The 13,673-nt window shown below is 70.6% G+C and carries 13 protein-coding genes; 8 read left to right on the top strand and 5 right to left on the bottom strand.

All coding sequences use genetic code 11. The features are described from left to right. The first annotated feature begins 24 nt into the window (after positions 1 to 24). Entirely contained in the window at positions 25 to 771 is a 747-nt protein-coding gene (locus OO60_RS11120) for a maleate cis-trans isomerase family protein (protein WP_003079611.1), read from the top strand. 1 nt (position 772) lies between these two features. Then, complete coding sequence (locus tag OO60_RS11125) at positions 773 to 1,492, top strand: GntR family transcriptional regulator (protein WP_003079608.1); 720 nt, start codon at positions 773 to 775, stop codon at positions 1,490 to 1,492. A 139-nt stretch (positions 1,493 to 1,631) separates the two neighbouring features. Here OO60_RS11125 and OO60_RS11130 read toward each other — a convergent pair whose 3' ends face one another. From OO60_RS11130 to OO60_RS11140, 3 genes are read right to left on the bottom strand one after another with little or no spacing between them, the layout of a single operon-like run. Then, complete coding sequence (locus OO60_RS11130; protein ID WP_003079606.1) at positions 1,632 to 2,096, bottom strand: DUF4262 domain-containing protein; 465 nt, start codon at positions 2,094 to 2,096, stop codon at positions 1,632 to 1,634. 60 nt (positions 2,097 to 2,156) lie between these two features. Next, entirely contained in the window at positions 2,157 to 3,215 is a 1,059-nt protein-coding gene (locus OO60_RS11135; protein WP_003079602.1) for a tartrate dehydrogenase, read from the bottom strand. Next, on the bottom strand, positions 3,212 to 4,675 hold the full coding sequence (locus OO60_RS11140) for an NAD-dependent succinate-semialdehyde dehydrogenase (protein ID WP_003079601.1): 1,464 nt from the start codon (positions 4,673 to 4,675) through the stop codon (positions 3,212 to 3,214). The genes OO60_RS11135 and OO60_RS11140 overlap by 4 nt, the downstream gene beginning before the upstream one ends. 93 nt (positions 4,676 to 4,768) lie before the next feature. Here OO60_RS11140 and OO60_RS11145 point away from each other — a divergent pair, with 93 nt between their 5' ends. Next, positions 4,769 to 6,025 (top strand): aspartate aminotransferase family protein, encoded by a 1,257-nt coding sequence (locus tag OO60_RS11145; RefSeq protein WP_003079599.1) that lies wholly within the window; start codon positions 4,769 to 4,771, stop codon positions 6,023 to 6,025. A 2-nt stretch (positions 6,026 to 6,027) separates the two neighbouring features. After that, positions 6,028 to 6,525, top strand: a complete 498-nt coding sequence (locus OO60_RS11150; RefSeq protein WP_003079597.1) for a DUF3830 family protein — start codon at positions 6,028 to 6,030, stop codon at positions 6,523 to 6,525. Positions 6,526 to 6,566: 41 nt separating this feature from the next. Here OO60_RS11150 and OO60_RS11155 read toward each other — a convergent pair whose 3' ends face one another. Further along, positions 6,567 to 7,388, bottom strand: a complete 822-nt coding sequence (locus OO60_RS11155; RefSeq protein WP_003079595.1) for an aldo/keto reductase — start codon at positions 7,386 to 7,388, stop codon at positions 6,567 to 6,569. A 181-nt stretch (positions 7,389 to 7,569) separates the two neighbouring features. Between OO60_RS11155 and OO60_RS11160 the strand changes: the two genes are divergently transcribed. The 4 genes from OO60_RS11160 (at position 7,570) to OO60_RS11175 (ending at position 12,238) form a co-directional block, all read left to right on the top strand. Beyond that, positions 7,570 to 8,955, top strand: a complete 1,386-nt coding sequence (locus OO60_RS11160; RefSeq protein ID WP_003079593.1) for an FAD-binding oxidoreductase — start codon at positions 7,570 to 7,572, stop codon at positions 8,953 to 8,955. Positions 8,956 to 8,960: 5 nt separating this feature from the next. Beyond that, positions 8,961 to 10,514, top strand: coding sequence for an acetolactate synthase large subunit (locus OO60_RS11165; RefSeq protein WP_003079591.1), 1,554 nt, complete (start codon positions 8,961 to 8,963; stop codon positions 10,512 to 10,514). A gap of 43 nt (positions 10,515 to 10,557) precedes the next feature. Next, positions 10,558 to 11,358 carry an SAM-dependent methyltransferase gene (locus OO60_RS11170; protein ID WP_003079590.1) on the top strand — a complete coding sequence of 267 codons (801 nt, stop codon included), beginning with the start codon at positions 10,558 to 10,560 and terminating at the stop codon, positions 11,356 to 11,358. A gap of 73 nt (positions 11,359 to 11,431) precedes the next feature. Continuing rightward, the gene (locus OO60_RS11175) at positions 11,432 to 12,238 is read left to right on the top strand and encodes an SAM-dependent methyltransferase (protein WP_003079588.1); all 807 of its coding nucleotides are present in this window, start codon (positions 11,432 to 11,434) and stop codon (positions 12,236 to 12,238) included. Here OO60_RS11175 and OO60_RS11180 read toward each other — a convergent pair. Continuing rightward, the gene (locus OO60_RS11180; RefSeq protein ID WP_003079586.1) at positions 12,235 to 13,647 is read right to left on the bottom strand and encodes an MFS transporter; all 1,413 of its coding nucleotides are present in this window, start codon (positions 13,645 to 13,647) and stop codon (positions 12,235 to 12,237) included. The two genes, OO60_RS11175 and OO60_RS11180, sit on opposite strands and share 4 nt — an antisense overlap. Between the last annotated feature and the right edge of the window lie 26 nt (positions 13,648 to 13,673).

Consider the following 13,673-nt stretch of genomic DNA (forward strand, 5'->3'; position numbering starts at 1 on the left):
ATTTGCGTCCCCTCCGGAGGTTCCGTGACCACCATCGGTTTCATCTACCCCGACCACGCGGCCGAAGACGACTACCCGCTGGCCGAGCAGCTGCTCGGCGGCGCGGCCGTCGACGAGGGCGACATCCGGCTGGCGGTCGAGCACATCTACGGCACCGACAAGCACGCGGTCGCCGAGCTGCTGGACCTCGGCAGCGAGGCCCGCCTCGCCGACGGCGCCGCCCTCCTCGGCAAGCACGAGCCCGCCGCGGTCATCTGGGCGTGCACCAGCGGCAGCTTCGTCTACGGCTGGGACGGCGCGCGCGACCAGGCCGACCGCCTCGCCGCCGTTGCCGGCGTCCCGGCCTCCAGCACCTCCTTCGCGTTCGTGCACGCTGCGCGTGCCTTGGGCGTCAAGCGGGTCGCGGTGGCCGCCAGCTACCCCGACGACATCGCGCGGCTGTTCGTGGCGTTCCTCAACGCCGGCGGCATCGAGGTCGTCTCGATGGCCAGTGCCGACATCGTCACCGCCGCCGAAGTCGGCGCGATGAGCCCGGAAGCCGTCGTCGAGCTCGCCGTGAGCCACGACCACCCGGACGCGGAAGCGGTGCTCGTGCCGGACACCGCCATGCGCACCCTCGGCGAGATCAACGCCGTCGAGGCCGCCCTCCGGAAACCCGTGCTGACCGCCAACCAGGTCACCGTCTGGGAGGGGCTGCGGCTGACCGGGCAGCACCGGCTCGTCCGCTCGCTCGGTGCACTCTTCCGGCACCTGCCCGACGGAGCTGTCTGACATGGCCCTGCCACCGGGCATGCTGCCCGAGATCGAACCGGTCAGCCGCGAGTCGACGGCCGCGGTCATCGCGCGCCAGCTGCGCGACGCGATCATGACCGGCGCCCTCCCGCCCGGGACCCAGCTCGGCGAGACCGAGCTGGCCGCGCGGTTCCAGGTGTCACGGGGGCCACTCCGGGAAGCAATGCAGCACCTGGTCTCGGAAGGTCTCCTCCGCAGCGAGCGGCACCGCGGGCTGTTCGTGATCGACCTCGAGCCCGGGGACGTCTACGACATTTACGCCGCCCGGTCGGCGATCGAGCGCGCCGCCATGCTCCGTGCCCTGCGTGGCGGCGACCGGGACCGGATCGCGGATCTCCTCGAGCAGACAGTCGTCGAGATGGCGACCGCTGCGAGCGAAGACGACCCCAGCGCCCTCTCCACCGCGGATCTCCGGTTCCACGAGGCCCTCATCAACGCTTCCGGCAGCAAGCGGCTCGTCCGGATGGCCCGGACGCTCCTCATCGAGACGCGGATGTGCCTCACGGCGCTGCAGAGCACCTACCAGCGGGTCGAGGAACGTGTGGAAGAGCACACGAAGCTCATCCAGGCGCTGCGGGACGGTGACGAAGGGACGGCGCTCGCGCTTCTCGAGGCGCACATGGAGGACGCCGTTCAGCGGCTCGCGCCGGGCACCAGTCTCACGGACGGGCACGCGCCGCCGGTGCCGGGCAACGCTTGACCGCAGCGACGCCAGACGGGCTCGCAGGACCGGCATGCGCAGCCGGACGGACGGCTCACGCACCCGCACCGGCGTGATGCGCACGTGGACGGCCCGCGACGGTTCCGGGAAGCAGTTGGTCGGCCGGGTGCACCGGCATTCAGGCTTCATGGCGGGCTCCCAGTACCGGCTGGCCGCCGCGGCCGTCGCGGTAGTCCGCGGACCACGGGAAGCGGCCTCGGGTGTCCGCGTGAACCAGTTGCAGCGCACGGATTCCCGGGCCGTACAACGCGGCCGCGAACACCAGGTGCGCCGACGGCTCCGCGAGCGGGACGACCTCGACCAGCGGACCGCCCCGCAGCGGGATGCACTCGCCCGGCGACGGTGGCGACGCGTGCAGTGCGTGCGCCGCCACGCCGTTGAGCAGCCCGGCGGCCGGGAGCGCCGGTAATCCCGTGACGACCAGTTCGGGCAGGCCGTACCCGCTCAGGCCGATCGTGTAGGCCCACGGCGGGTACAGTCCCGTCCCTTCCACTCCCTGAACGAGCCAGCCACGGTCGGCCACGCCTTCGCGAAGCCGTTCCAGGTACCCGGGTCTGTCCGGGTCTTCACACTGCCGGCACATCGGTGCCTCCTCCCCCTCGGTGGGTTCGCGACCACCGTGCCGGAGGGCACCGACAAAAACTCAGCCCAGTGCTTCGGCCACTGCCGTGCCGAGCCGTTCTGTGGTATCCGTGCCGCCGAGGTCGGGCGTGCGCACCCGGCCCTCGTCGAGCACCCGGTCCACGGCGGTGCGGATTGCTTGCGCCGCAACGGTTTCACCCAGGTGTTCGACCAGCATCGCGGCCGCCAGGATCTGCGCCACGGGGTTGGCGATGCCTTGTCCGGCGATGTCCGGAGCGCTTCCGTGGACCGCCTCGAACATCGACGGGAATTCACCCGATGGGTTGATGTTGCCGGACGGCGCCATGCCGAGACCGCCGGTGATCGCGGCCGCGAGGTCGCTGAGGATGTCGCCGAAGAGGTTCGACGCCACGACGATGTCGAGCCGGTCCGGGGCCTGAACCATCCGGGCGGCCAACGCATCCACATGCATCTGTTCACTGTGGACATCCGGGAACTCCGCCGCGACCTCGGCGAAGATCTCGTCCCAGAACGGCATCGAGTGGATCAGCCCGTTGGACTTGGTCGCCGAGCAGACGCGGGCGGACCGCGTCCGCGCCAGCTCGAACGCGTACCGGATGATGCGCGAAACGCCGACGCGCGTGAAAACCGACTCCTGCAGCACGAACTCGTCCGGCCGCCCGGCGTTGTGCCGGCCGCCGATCGCGGAGTACTCGCCTTCGGAGTTCTCCCGGACGATGACCAGCTCCAGCTCCTCGGCCTTCCGCCCGGCCAGCACGGACGTCGTACCCGGCAGCAGCCGCACCGGGCGCAGGTTGACGTACTGCTGGAACGCGCGCCGCAGCGGAATGAGCAGGCCCCACAGCGAAACGTGGTCCGGGACGCCGGGGAAGCCGACCGCGCCGAGCAGGATGCCGTCGAACGCCGACAGCTGCGCGACGCCGTCGTCCGGCATCATCGCGCCGGCCCGGGCGTAGCGCTCGCAGCTCCAGTCGAACTCCGTCCACTCCAGCGAAAAGCCGAAGAGCGCGGCGGCCCGGTCGAGGACCTTGCGGGCCTCGACCGTGACGTCCACGCCGATCCCGTCGCCGGGAATGCTCGCCAAGCGGTAGGCCGTCACAGGGCCACCGCGATGTACTTGGTCTCGAGGAATTCGTCGATGCCGACCGAGCCACCCTCGCGGCCGAGCCCGGACTGCTTGATCCCGCCGAACGGCGCCGCCGGGTTCGAGACGATGCCCTGGTTCAGCCCGATCATTCCGGCTTCGAGAGCTTCGGAGACGCGCAGCGCGCGCTTGAGGTCGCTGGTGAAGAGGTACGAAACGAGGCCGAACTCGGTGTCGTTCGCCTTCGCCACCGCCTCTTCCTCGGTGTCGAACGGGGTGATCGGGGCGACCGGCCCGAAGATCTCCTCGTGCGTCAGCCGCGCGTCCTGCGGGACGTCGGTGAGCACGGTGGCCTGGTAGAAGTGGCCAGGGCCGTCGACGCCGGAGCCGCCGGTGAGCACCTTCGCGCCGCGGTCGGTGGCGTCCTTGACCAGCTCGGTCACCTTGTCGACGGCGTTCTGGTCGATCAGCGGGCCGACCACGACGTCCTTCTCCGTGCCGCGGCCCATCGGCAGGGCCTGCATGCGCTCGGTCAGGCGCCGCGAGAACTCATCGACGACGCCGCGCTGCACGTAGAACCGGTTCGCCGCGGTGCACGCCTCGCCGATGTTGCGCATCTTCGCCTGCATCGCGCCGTCGACGGCCGCGTCCATGTCCGCGTCGTCGAAGACCAGGAACGGCGCGTTGCCGCCGAGTTCCATCGACGTGCGCAGGATCTTGTCGGCACACTGTTCCAGCAGTTTGCGGCCGACGCCGGTCGAGCCGGTGAAGGAGAGCTTGCGGGCGCGGCCGTCGCGGATCAGCGGTTCCATCACGCCGCCGGAATCGCTGGTCGTGACCACGTTGAGCACGCCCTCGGGCAGCCCCGCTTCGGCGAGAATGCCGGCCAGCGCGAGCATCGACAACGGCGTCTGCGCGGCCGGCTTGATCACCGAGGTGCAGCCCGCGGCAATCGCCGGGCCGATCTTGCGCGTGCCCATCGCCATCGGGAAGTTCCACGGCGTGATCAGCAGCGTCGGCCCGACCGGCTGCTTCGTGATGAGGAACCGGCCGGCGCCGTTCGGGGCGGTCGCGTAGCCGCCGTCGATGCGAACGGCCTCCTCCGCGAACCAGCGGAAGAACTCGGCGGCGTAGGCGATTTCGCCCTTCGACTCGGCGAGCGGCTTGCCCATCTCGAGCGTCATGAGCAGCGCCAGCTCTTCCTGGCGTTTCATCAGCAGTTCGTAGGCTCGGCGCAGGATTTCGCCGCGCTCTCGCGGTGCCATTTTCGCGAAGTCGGCCTGCGCGGCTACGGCAGCGTCGAGCGCCGCGACACCGTCCGCAGGCGAGGCGTCGGCGACCTGGCACAGCTCCCGACCGGTGGCCGGGTCGACCACCGGGAACGTCTTCCCGGACTCGGCGGCCACCCACTTGCCGCCGATGAACAGTTCCTTGCCGACCGCCTCGACGACGCCGGACTCGGTGCTCGCGCTCATCCCGACTGCTCCTCACGTGTTGTCCCGAGGGCCATGCTATGGATATTGTCAACAATCGACAACCCGCTCAGACCGACCTAGGAGCACGCTGCCATGGCCCAGCTATCTCCGCTGCTCAAGCAGGCAACGCCCGTAGTGGTCGACCACGGTGAAGGGGCTTACCTCTACGACGTGGAGGGCAACCGCCACCTCGACTTCACCGCCGGCATCGGCGTCACGAGCACCGGGCACTGCCACCCGCACGTCGTGCGGGCCGCGCAGGAGCAGATCGGCAAGCTCGTCCACGGGCAGTACACGACGGTGATGCACAAGCCGCTGCTGGAACTGACCGAGCGGCTCGGCGGCGTCCTGCCCCGCGGGCTCGACTCGCTCTTCTACGCCAACTCGGGCAGCGAAGCCGTCGAAGCGGCGTTGCGGCTTTCGCGGCAGGCCACGAAGCGGCCGAACGTCATCGTCTTCCAGGGCGGCTTCCACGGACGGACCGTCGCCGCCGCGACCATGACGACGTCCGGGACGCGGTTCAGCGCCGGCATCGGCCCGCTGATGGCAGGCGTGCACGTCGCGCCGTTCCCGTACGCCTACCACTACGGCTGGGACGAGCAGACGGCGACGAAGTTCGCGCTGCGGGAGCTGGACTACCTGTTCCAGACCGTCTCCGCGCCGAACGAGACCGCCGCGTTCTTCGTCGAGCCCGTGCTCGGCGAAGGCGGGTACGTGCCGGCGAACACCGAATTCCTGGCGGGGCTGCGCGAGCGCGCCGACCGGCACGGCATCCTGCTGGTCGTCGACGAGATCCAGACCGGTTTCGGCCGCACCGGGAAGTTCTGGGGTCACGACCACTTCGACGTCTCGCCCGACATCGTCCTCATCGCGAAGGGGCTGGCGAGTGGTTTCCCGCTGTCCGGCATCGCCGCTTCGCAGGAGCTGATGGCGAAGGCGTTCCCGGGTTCGCAAGGCGGCACGTACGGCGGCAACGCGGTCTCGTGCGCCGCGGCGATCGCGACACTCGAAGTCATCCAGCAGGAGAACCTGGTCGAAAACGCCGCCGAACGTGGGCGCCAACTGCTCGAAGGCGCGCGCGTGATCGCGGACAAGACACCGTCGATCGGCGAGGTGCGCGGGCTCGGGCTGCTGGTCGGCTCGGAGTTCACCACCGCCGACGGCGAGCCGGACACGGCCACCGCGCAGGCCGCGCAGCAGGCGGCGTCGAAGAACGGCCTGCTGCTGCTCACCTGCGGGCCGTACATGAACGTCGTCCGGATGGTGCCGCCGCTGGTCGTCACCGCCGAGCAGGTCGACGACGCGCTGCGCATCTGGGGCGACGTCGTCGCCTCGGTCACGGGGAGCTGAGGATGGCGCGGTACATCACGATCACGCTCGACAAGCGCGGAGTGTCGTGCCGGGCGCGGCTGCTCGACGACGAGGCACCGCGCACCTGCAAAGCCGTGTGGGACGCGTTGCCGCAGAGCGGCTCGGCCTACCACGCGAAGTACGCGCGCAACGAGGTCTACACGCTCGTCCCGCCGTTCGCGGAACCCAAACCGGGGCGGGAGAACCCGACGATCACGCCGATCCCCGGCGACGTCGTGTACTTCGGCTTCGAGGCGTGGGAGATCGGCAACCCGGCGTACGGCTACGACGAAGGCAGCGAGGCGCACAGCGACCAGGGCGCGACCGACCTGGCGATCTTCTACGGGCGCAACAACCTGCTGATCAACGGCGACGCCGGCTGGGTCCCCGGCAACGTGTTCGCCACGATCGAGGAGGGCCTGGCCGAGATGGCCGCGGCCGCGCAGGACCTGTGGTTGCGGGGTGTCGAGGGCGAGACGCTCTCGTTCGCGCGCGCCTGAACGCGGGCCCGGCCGCGGGGACATCGCGGCCGGGCCGGCGTTCAGCCCAGGGTGTCCAGCAGCGCGCAATCGGCGTCGGAAAGCGTGACGTCGGCGGCGGCGCAGTTCTCCTCGAGGTGCCCGATCGACGACGTCCCCGGGATCGGGATCACCACCGGCGAGCGGCGCAGCAGCCACGCGAGGGACACCTGCGCGGGTGTCGCGCCGATGTCGGCCGCGACCTTGCCGAGCACTCCGGCCGCCGTTGCGTGGTCGCCGCGGGCGATCGGCAGCCACGGCACGAAGGCGATGCCTTCGCGCTCGCAGTAGTCCAGGACGTCGTCGGACGCTCGATCGGTCAGGTTGTAGCGGTTCTGCACGCTCGCGATCGGGGCGATGGCCCGCGCCTCCGTCAGCTGCGCGACGGAGACCTCCGACAACCCGATCCGGGCGATCTTGCCCTCGTCACGCAGCCGCGCGAGCGCGCCGACCTGGTCGGCCAGCGGCACTTGCGGGTCGATCCGGTGCAGCTGCAGCAAGTCAAGACGGTCGAGACGGAGGCGTCTCAACGAAAGTTCCGCCTGCTGCCGCAGGTACTCCGGCCGGCCCAGCGGCACCCACTCGCCGCGGCTCGGACGCGCGTGCCCGCACTTCGTCGCAACGAGCAGTCCCGGGTACGGGTGCAGCGCGTCGGCGAGCAGCTCTTCGTTGAGGCCCAGGTCGTAGGCGTCGGCGGTGTCGAAGAACGTCACGCCGAGTTCGGCTGCACGGCGCGCGACTGCTTTGGCGCCGTCTTTCACGTGGTCCCACTCCGTCAGCCGCATGGCGCCGAAACCCAGGCGGTGCACGGAAAGGCCGTCTTCGAAGGAGAACGTCGAGGTCATGCCGCGAAGCTTCGCCGCTGTTGCCGTCACTCTCCAGAGATTTAGCCTGAACTAAATCGGAGCAGGTGTCACTGGTCGATCACAGTGCGCGACACAAATGTGAAAAACCTTCATGGCGACGTACCGGCGGTACGTACTACGCTGCGGTAACCACAGCGACGGCGCGGAGGAGAGACTGCCGATGGGCGACGTGGCAGCACGGCTGGCCGAGATCGTCGGGGACAAGAACCTGCTCACGGGCGACGCGATCTCAGAGGACTACGCGCACGACGAAGCGCTGACGGCGGAGCCGCAGAAGCCTGCGTACGTCGCGAAGCCGGCTACCGCCGAAGAAGTCGCGGAGCTGCTGAAGGCCGCTTCGGAGCACAACGTTCCCGTGACCGCACGCGGGTCCGGCAGCGGGCTCTCCGGCGCGGCGCGGCCGCAGGCAGACGGTCTCCTCGTCTCCTTCGAACGGATGAACGCCGTGCTCGAAGTCGACACCGGGAACCACGTCGCCGTCGTGCAGCCCGGCGTGACTCTCGCCGAACTCGACGCCAAGACCGCCGAAGCCGGGCTCGGCTATACCGTCTACCCCGGTGAGCTGAGCGCGAGCGTCGGCGGGAACGTCGGGACCAACGCCGGCGGGATGCGGGCCGTCAAGTACGGCGTCACCCGCAACAACGTCCTCGGCCTGCAAGCCGTGCTCGCGACCGGCGAGATCATCCGGACCGGCGGCAAGACGTCGAAGGTGTCCACCGGCTACGACCTCACCCAGCTGATCATCGGCTCCGAGGGCACCCTCGCGCTCGCCACCGAAATCACCGTCAAGCTGCACCCGCGGCTGGCCCACGGCGCCACGGTCCTCGCCCCCTTCGGCGACTTCGGCCAGGTGATGGCCGCCGTGCCCGAGATCCTCTCCAGCGGGCTCGCGCCGCACATCCTCGAATACATCGACAACCTGACGATGGCGGCGATCGTCTACAACGAGAAGCTCGAGCTGGGCGTGCCGGACAAGATCCGCGAGACCAGCGAGGCCTACCTCGTGGTCGCGCTGGAGAACCGCGACAGCGGACGCCTCGGGGAGGACGTCGAAACCGTCGGCGAGCTGCTCGGCGAACTCGGCGCCACCGACGTCTACGTCCTCGAAGGCAACGCCGCGCGCAAGCTCATCGAAGCTCGCGAGAAGGCTTTCTGGACCGCGAAGGCGGCCGGCGCCGACGACGTGATCGACGTCGTCGTGCCGCGGACCGCGATGCCGCAGTTCATCGCCAAGGCCCGGGAGCTCGCGATGGCCGCGGGCGGCGGCGCGCTCGGATGCGGGCACGCCGGCGACGGCAACGTCCACCTCGGGATCTTCTGCAAGGACGCGGGCAAGCGGAAGCAGCTGCTCACCGACATCTTCGCGTACGCGATGGAGCTCGGCGGCGCGATCTCCGGCGAGCACGGACTCGGCCGCACCAAGGCCGGCTACCACCAGGACCTCGAAGACCCGGCGAAGATCGAGCTGATGCGCCGGATCAAGCAGAGCTTCGACCCCGCCGGGATCCTCAACCCCGGCGTTCTCTTCCCCGAAGGAACCGCATGAGCGAGATGAACGGCGCCCAGTCCCTGATCCGCACGCTGGTCGACGCCGGCGTGGAGGTCTGCTTCGCGAACCCCGGCACGTCGGAGATGCACTTCGTCGCGGCGCTCGACACGGTCCCGGAGATGCGGGGCGTGCTCGCGCTGTTCGAAGGCGTCGTCACCGGTGCTGCCGACGGGTACGCGCGGATCGCGGACAAGCCCGCCGCGACGCTGCTGCACCTCGGCCCCGGCCTCGGCAACGGGCTGGCGAACCTGCACAACGCGCGCCGCGCGCACACGCCGATCGTCAACGTCATCGGCGACCACGCGACCTACCACAAGCAGTACGACGCGCCGCTGGAATCGGACATCGAGGCCGTCGCGGGCTCGCTGGAAGGCTGGGTGCGCCGCTCGGAGCACACCAAGGACGTCGGGGCGGACGCGGCCGCCGCGGTCGCCGCAGCCCAGGACGCGCCCGGCCGCATCGCGACGCTGATCCTGCCGGCGGACGCCTCGTGGGGCGACGGCGGCGAGACGTGCGCACCCGTTCCGCCGCGCGTGCCGCAGGCCGTCGACGCCACCACCGTCAAGGACGTCGCCGCGGTGTTCGGCAGCGGCGAGCCGGTGGCGCTGCTCATCGGCGGCAGTGCGTGTCGCGAAGAGGGACTGCGCGCGGCCAGCCGGATCGCGGCCGCGACCGGCGCGAAGACTTTCGTCGAGACGTTCCCGTCTCGTCTGGAGCGCGGCGCGGGCCTGCCGACGATCGAGCGGCTCGGGTACCTCGCCGAACAGGTCACCTACCAGCTCGACGGGGTCAAGCACCTCGTCGTCGCGGGCACGAAGGCGCCGGTGTCGTTCTTCGCCTACCCGGGCAAGCCGAGCGACCTCGTGCCCGAAGGCGCGAAGGTGCACACGCTCGCGTCCGTCGGCCAGGACGTCACGCGCGCGCTGAACGAACTCGCGGAGCTCGTCGCCGCGGACACCGAACCGGTGCTGCAGCAGCCGTCCCGGCCCGCGCTGCCGACCGGGCCGCTCACCCCGCAGAATTGGGTCGACGTGATCGGTGCGCTGCTGCCGGAGAACGCGATCATCGCCGACGAGGCCAACACGTCCGGCCTGCTGCTGCCGGCAGCGACGGCGGGTGCGCCGCGCCACGACGTCCTGACGCTCACCGGCGGCGCGATCGGCTACGGCATGCCGGTCGCGACCGGCGCGGCCGTGGCGGGACGGGACCGTCCCGTCCTGAACCTGCAATCGGACGGCAGCGCGCTGTACACCATCTCGGCGCTGTGGACGCAGGCGCGGGAGAACCTGAACGTCACGACGGTGCTGCTCAACAACCGCGCGTACGCCATCCTGCGGCTGGAGCTGCAGCGCGTCGGCGCGGCGTCGGGCGGGCCGAAGGCGAACGAACTGCTGGACCTGTCGCGCCCGGACATGGACTTCGTGAAGATCGCGGAGGGCATGGGCGTGCCGGCGACGCGGGCGACCACCGCGGAGGAGCTCGCGGAACAGCTGCAGCGGGCCTTCGCCGAACCCGGTCCGCACCTGATCGACGCCGCGGTGCCGCCGCTGCTGTGAACCGGACTATTCTCCCGGCACACCCTGAGCCCGGGAGCGGCGGATGAACGACGACGAACACGCGAAGCGCGGCATCGACCTCGAGCGGCCGAACGCCGCGCGCGTGTACGACTACATGATCGGCGGCAAGCTGAACTACGCCGTCGACCGGATGTTCGCCGACCAGATCCTCGGGGTGCTGCCGAACGCGCGGCACATGGCGCTGGTCAACCGGGCGTGGCTGCGCCGTGCCGCGCGGTTCGGCGCGGAGCAGGGCATCCGGCAGTTCCTCGACATCGGCTCCGGCATGCCGACGGTCGGGCACGTGCACGAGGTCGTCCAGGCGATCGACCCGGCCGCGCGGGTCGTGTACGTCGACAACGAGCCGATCGCCGTCGCGCACAGCGAGATCGTCCTGGAGGGCAACGACAACGCGACGATGGTCCAGGCGGACGCCGAGTACCCGGACGAGGTGCTGGAGCACCCGACCACCGAGGCGATGCTCGACTTCAGCGAGCCGGTGATGGTGATCATGGCGGCGTTCGTGCACTTCATCCCCGACTCCCGCGACCCGGCGGGCCTGATCGCCCGCTACCGGGACGTGCTGGCGCCGGGGAGCCACCTCGCGCTGTCGTCCGGGACGTGGGAAGGGCAGGGCGAGGAAACGCAGCGGTCGGTGGCGCTGTACGAAAAGAGCGGGACGCCGTTGACGCTGCGCTCGCCGGACGAGCTGGCCGAGCTGGTGAAGGGCTTCGAGATCCTGCCGCCGGGTGTGGTGTTCACGCCGGAGTGGCGGCCGGACGAGCCGCTCGAGGACCCGCCGGCGCGTTCGGGCGGGCTCGCCCTGGTCGCGCGCAAGGCGTAGCGGGGACGACGAGAGTCACCTTGCCGGGTCCGGCTATTCTCGCGTCAAACCTGACTCCGGGGAGCCGCGCGCGATGAGCGAAGACGAGTACGCCAGACGGGGCATCGACCTCGACAAGCCCAACGCCGCCCGGGTGTACGACTACATCCTCGGCGGGCAGCTCAACTACGCCGTCGACCGGATGTTCGCCGAGCAGGTGCTGGCCGCGCAGCCGAACGCGCGGGAGCGGGCGCGGCTCAACCGGCAGTGGCTGCGGCGGGCCATCCGGTTCGGGATGGCGCAGGGCATCCGGCAGTTCCTCGACATCGGCTCCGGTATGCCGACCGTGGGCCACGTGCACGAGGTGGCGCAGGCCGTCGATCCCACGGCGCGGGTCGTCTACGTCGACAACGAGCCGGTCGCCGTGGCGCACAGCGAGATCGTGCTGGACGACAACGAGAACGCCGCCATGGTGCACGCCGACGCCGAGTTCCCCGACGACGTCCTCGAACACGACACCACCGAGATGATGCTGGACCTGGACCAGCCGGTGATGGTCGTGATGGCGCTGTTCGTGCACTTCATCCCGGACGAGCGCGACCCGGCCCGGCTCGTCGCCGCCTACCGCGACGCGCTCGCGCCCGGCAGCTACCTCGCGCTGTCGTCGGCGACCTACGAGCAGCAGAGCGACGGCACCGCCCGCGCCGTCGCGATGTACCAGAAGAGCGCGAATCCCGTCACGCCTCGCTCGGCCGACGAGCTGCGTGCCCTGGTCGACGGCTTCGAGATCGTCGACCCCGGCATCGTGTTCATCCCCGAGTGGCGGCCGGACAACCCCGCGGACGTGCCGGCCAACCCCGCGGACTGCGGTGGGCTCGCGCTGGTGGCGCGCAAGAACTAGGCGGCGACCAGCTCCGGCGCCGTCCGCGTCTTCGGGACGAGCGCCGCGAGCAGCACCCCGGTCAGGGCGGCCAGCGCCGCCACCGCGAACGTGGCGCGGAAGCCGAACAGCGACGGGACCGGCAGGCCGCCGACGGTGATCGTCAGCTGAGCCAGCATCGCGGCCATCACCGCGCTGGAGATCGCCGTGCCGACCGAGCGCATCAGGGAGTTCAGGCCGTTCGCCGACGCTGTTTCGGTGACCGGCACCGAGCCCATGATCAGCGCGGGCATCGCCGCGTACGCGATGCCGACGCCGGCCCCGATGATCACCGACGCCATGATCAGCTCGAACGCGTTGTCCATCAGCACGATCGCGAACGCGTACCCGGCGGCGATCACCAGTGCGCCGCTCATCAGCGTCGGGCGCGGGCCGAACCGGGCGATGAGCCGCGCCGAAACCGGCGAGAGCAGCATCATCACCAGGCCGTTCGGGGCCAGCGTGAGGCCGGACTCGACCATCGTCTGGCCCAGCCCGTAGCCGGTCGACGCCGGGGCCTGCAGCAGCTGCGGGAACGACAACGCCATCGCGTACAGCGCGAAGCCGACCATGATCGACGCCAGGTTCGTGAACAGCACCGGACGGCGGGCCGACACCCGGAGGTCGACCAGCGGGTCGCGACGGCGCAGCTGGTAGGCGCCCCAGCCGAGCAGGGCCACGACCGCGACCGCGGCCAGCCCGAGTGTCGGGACGCTGGTCCAGCCCCACGTGCCGCCCTTGACCACCGGCAGCAGCAGGCAGAGCAGCCCGGCGGCCAGGCCGAGCGCGCCGAAGTAGTCGAACGGCGCCGGCGTGCGCAGCGGCGACTCCGGCACCACGGTGAGGATCAGCAGCGCGCAGGCCAGCCCGAGCCCGGCGGCGGTCCAGAACAGCACGTGCCAGTCGGCGTTCTCGGCGACCACCGCCGCGACCGGCAGCCCGATGGCGCCGCCGACGCCGAGCGTCGCGCTCATCAGGGAGATCGCGCCGCCGACGCGTTCGGGCGGGAGCTCGTCGCGCATGATGCTGATGCCGAGCGGGATGACGCCCATCGCGCAGCCCTGCAGCCCGCGGCCGAGGATCTGGAACGCGAGCGCGCTCGTCGTCGCGGACACCACCGAACCGGCGATGAGCAGCGCGAGGCTGACGAGGATCATCCGCCGCTTGCCGTAGAGGTCGCCGAGCCGGCCGCTGACCGGGGTGATCACCGACGCGGCCAGCAGCGTCACGGTGACCACCCAGGACGCGTCGGCCGCCGAGGCGTGGAGCAGCCGCGGGAAGACCGGGATCAGCGGCACGACCAATGTCTGCATGAAGGACGCGACGAGCCCGCACGAAGCGAGCACCACGACGATCGCCCGGCCGGACGGCGCGGAACGGGACACCACCACACCCCCAGTGTGTACTTAGTACGCGT

The organism is Amycolatopsis vancoresmycina, assembly GCF_000716785.1.
GTDB lineage: Bacteria > Actinomycetota > Actinomycetes > Mycobacteriales > Pseudonocardiaceae > Amycolatopsis > Amycolatopsis vancoresmycina.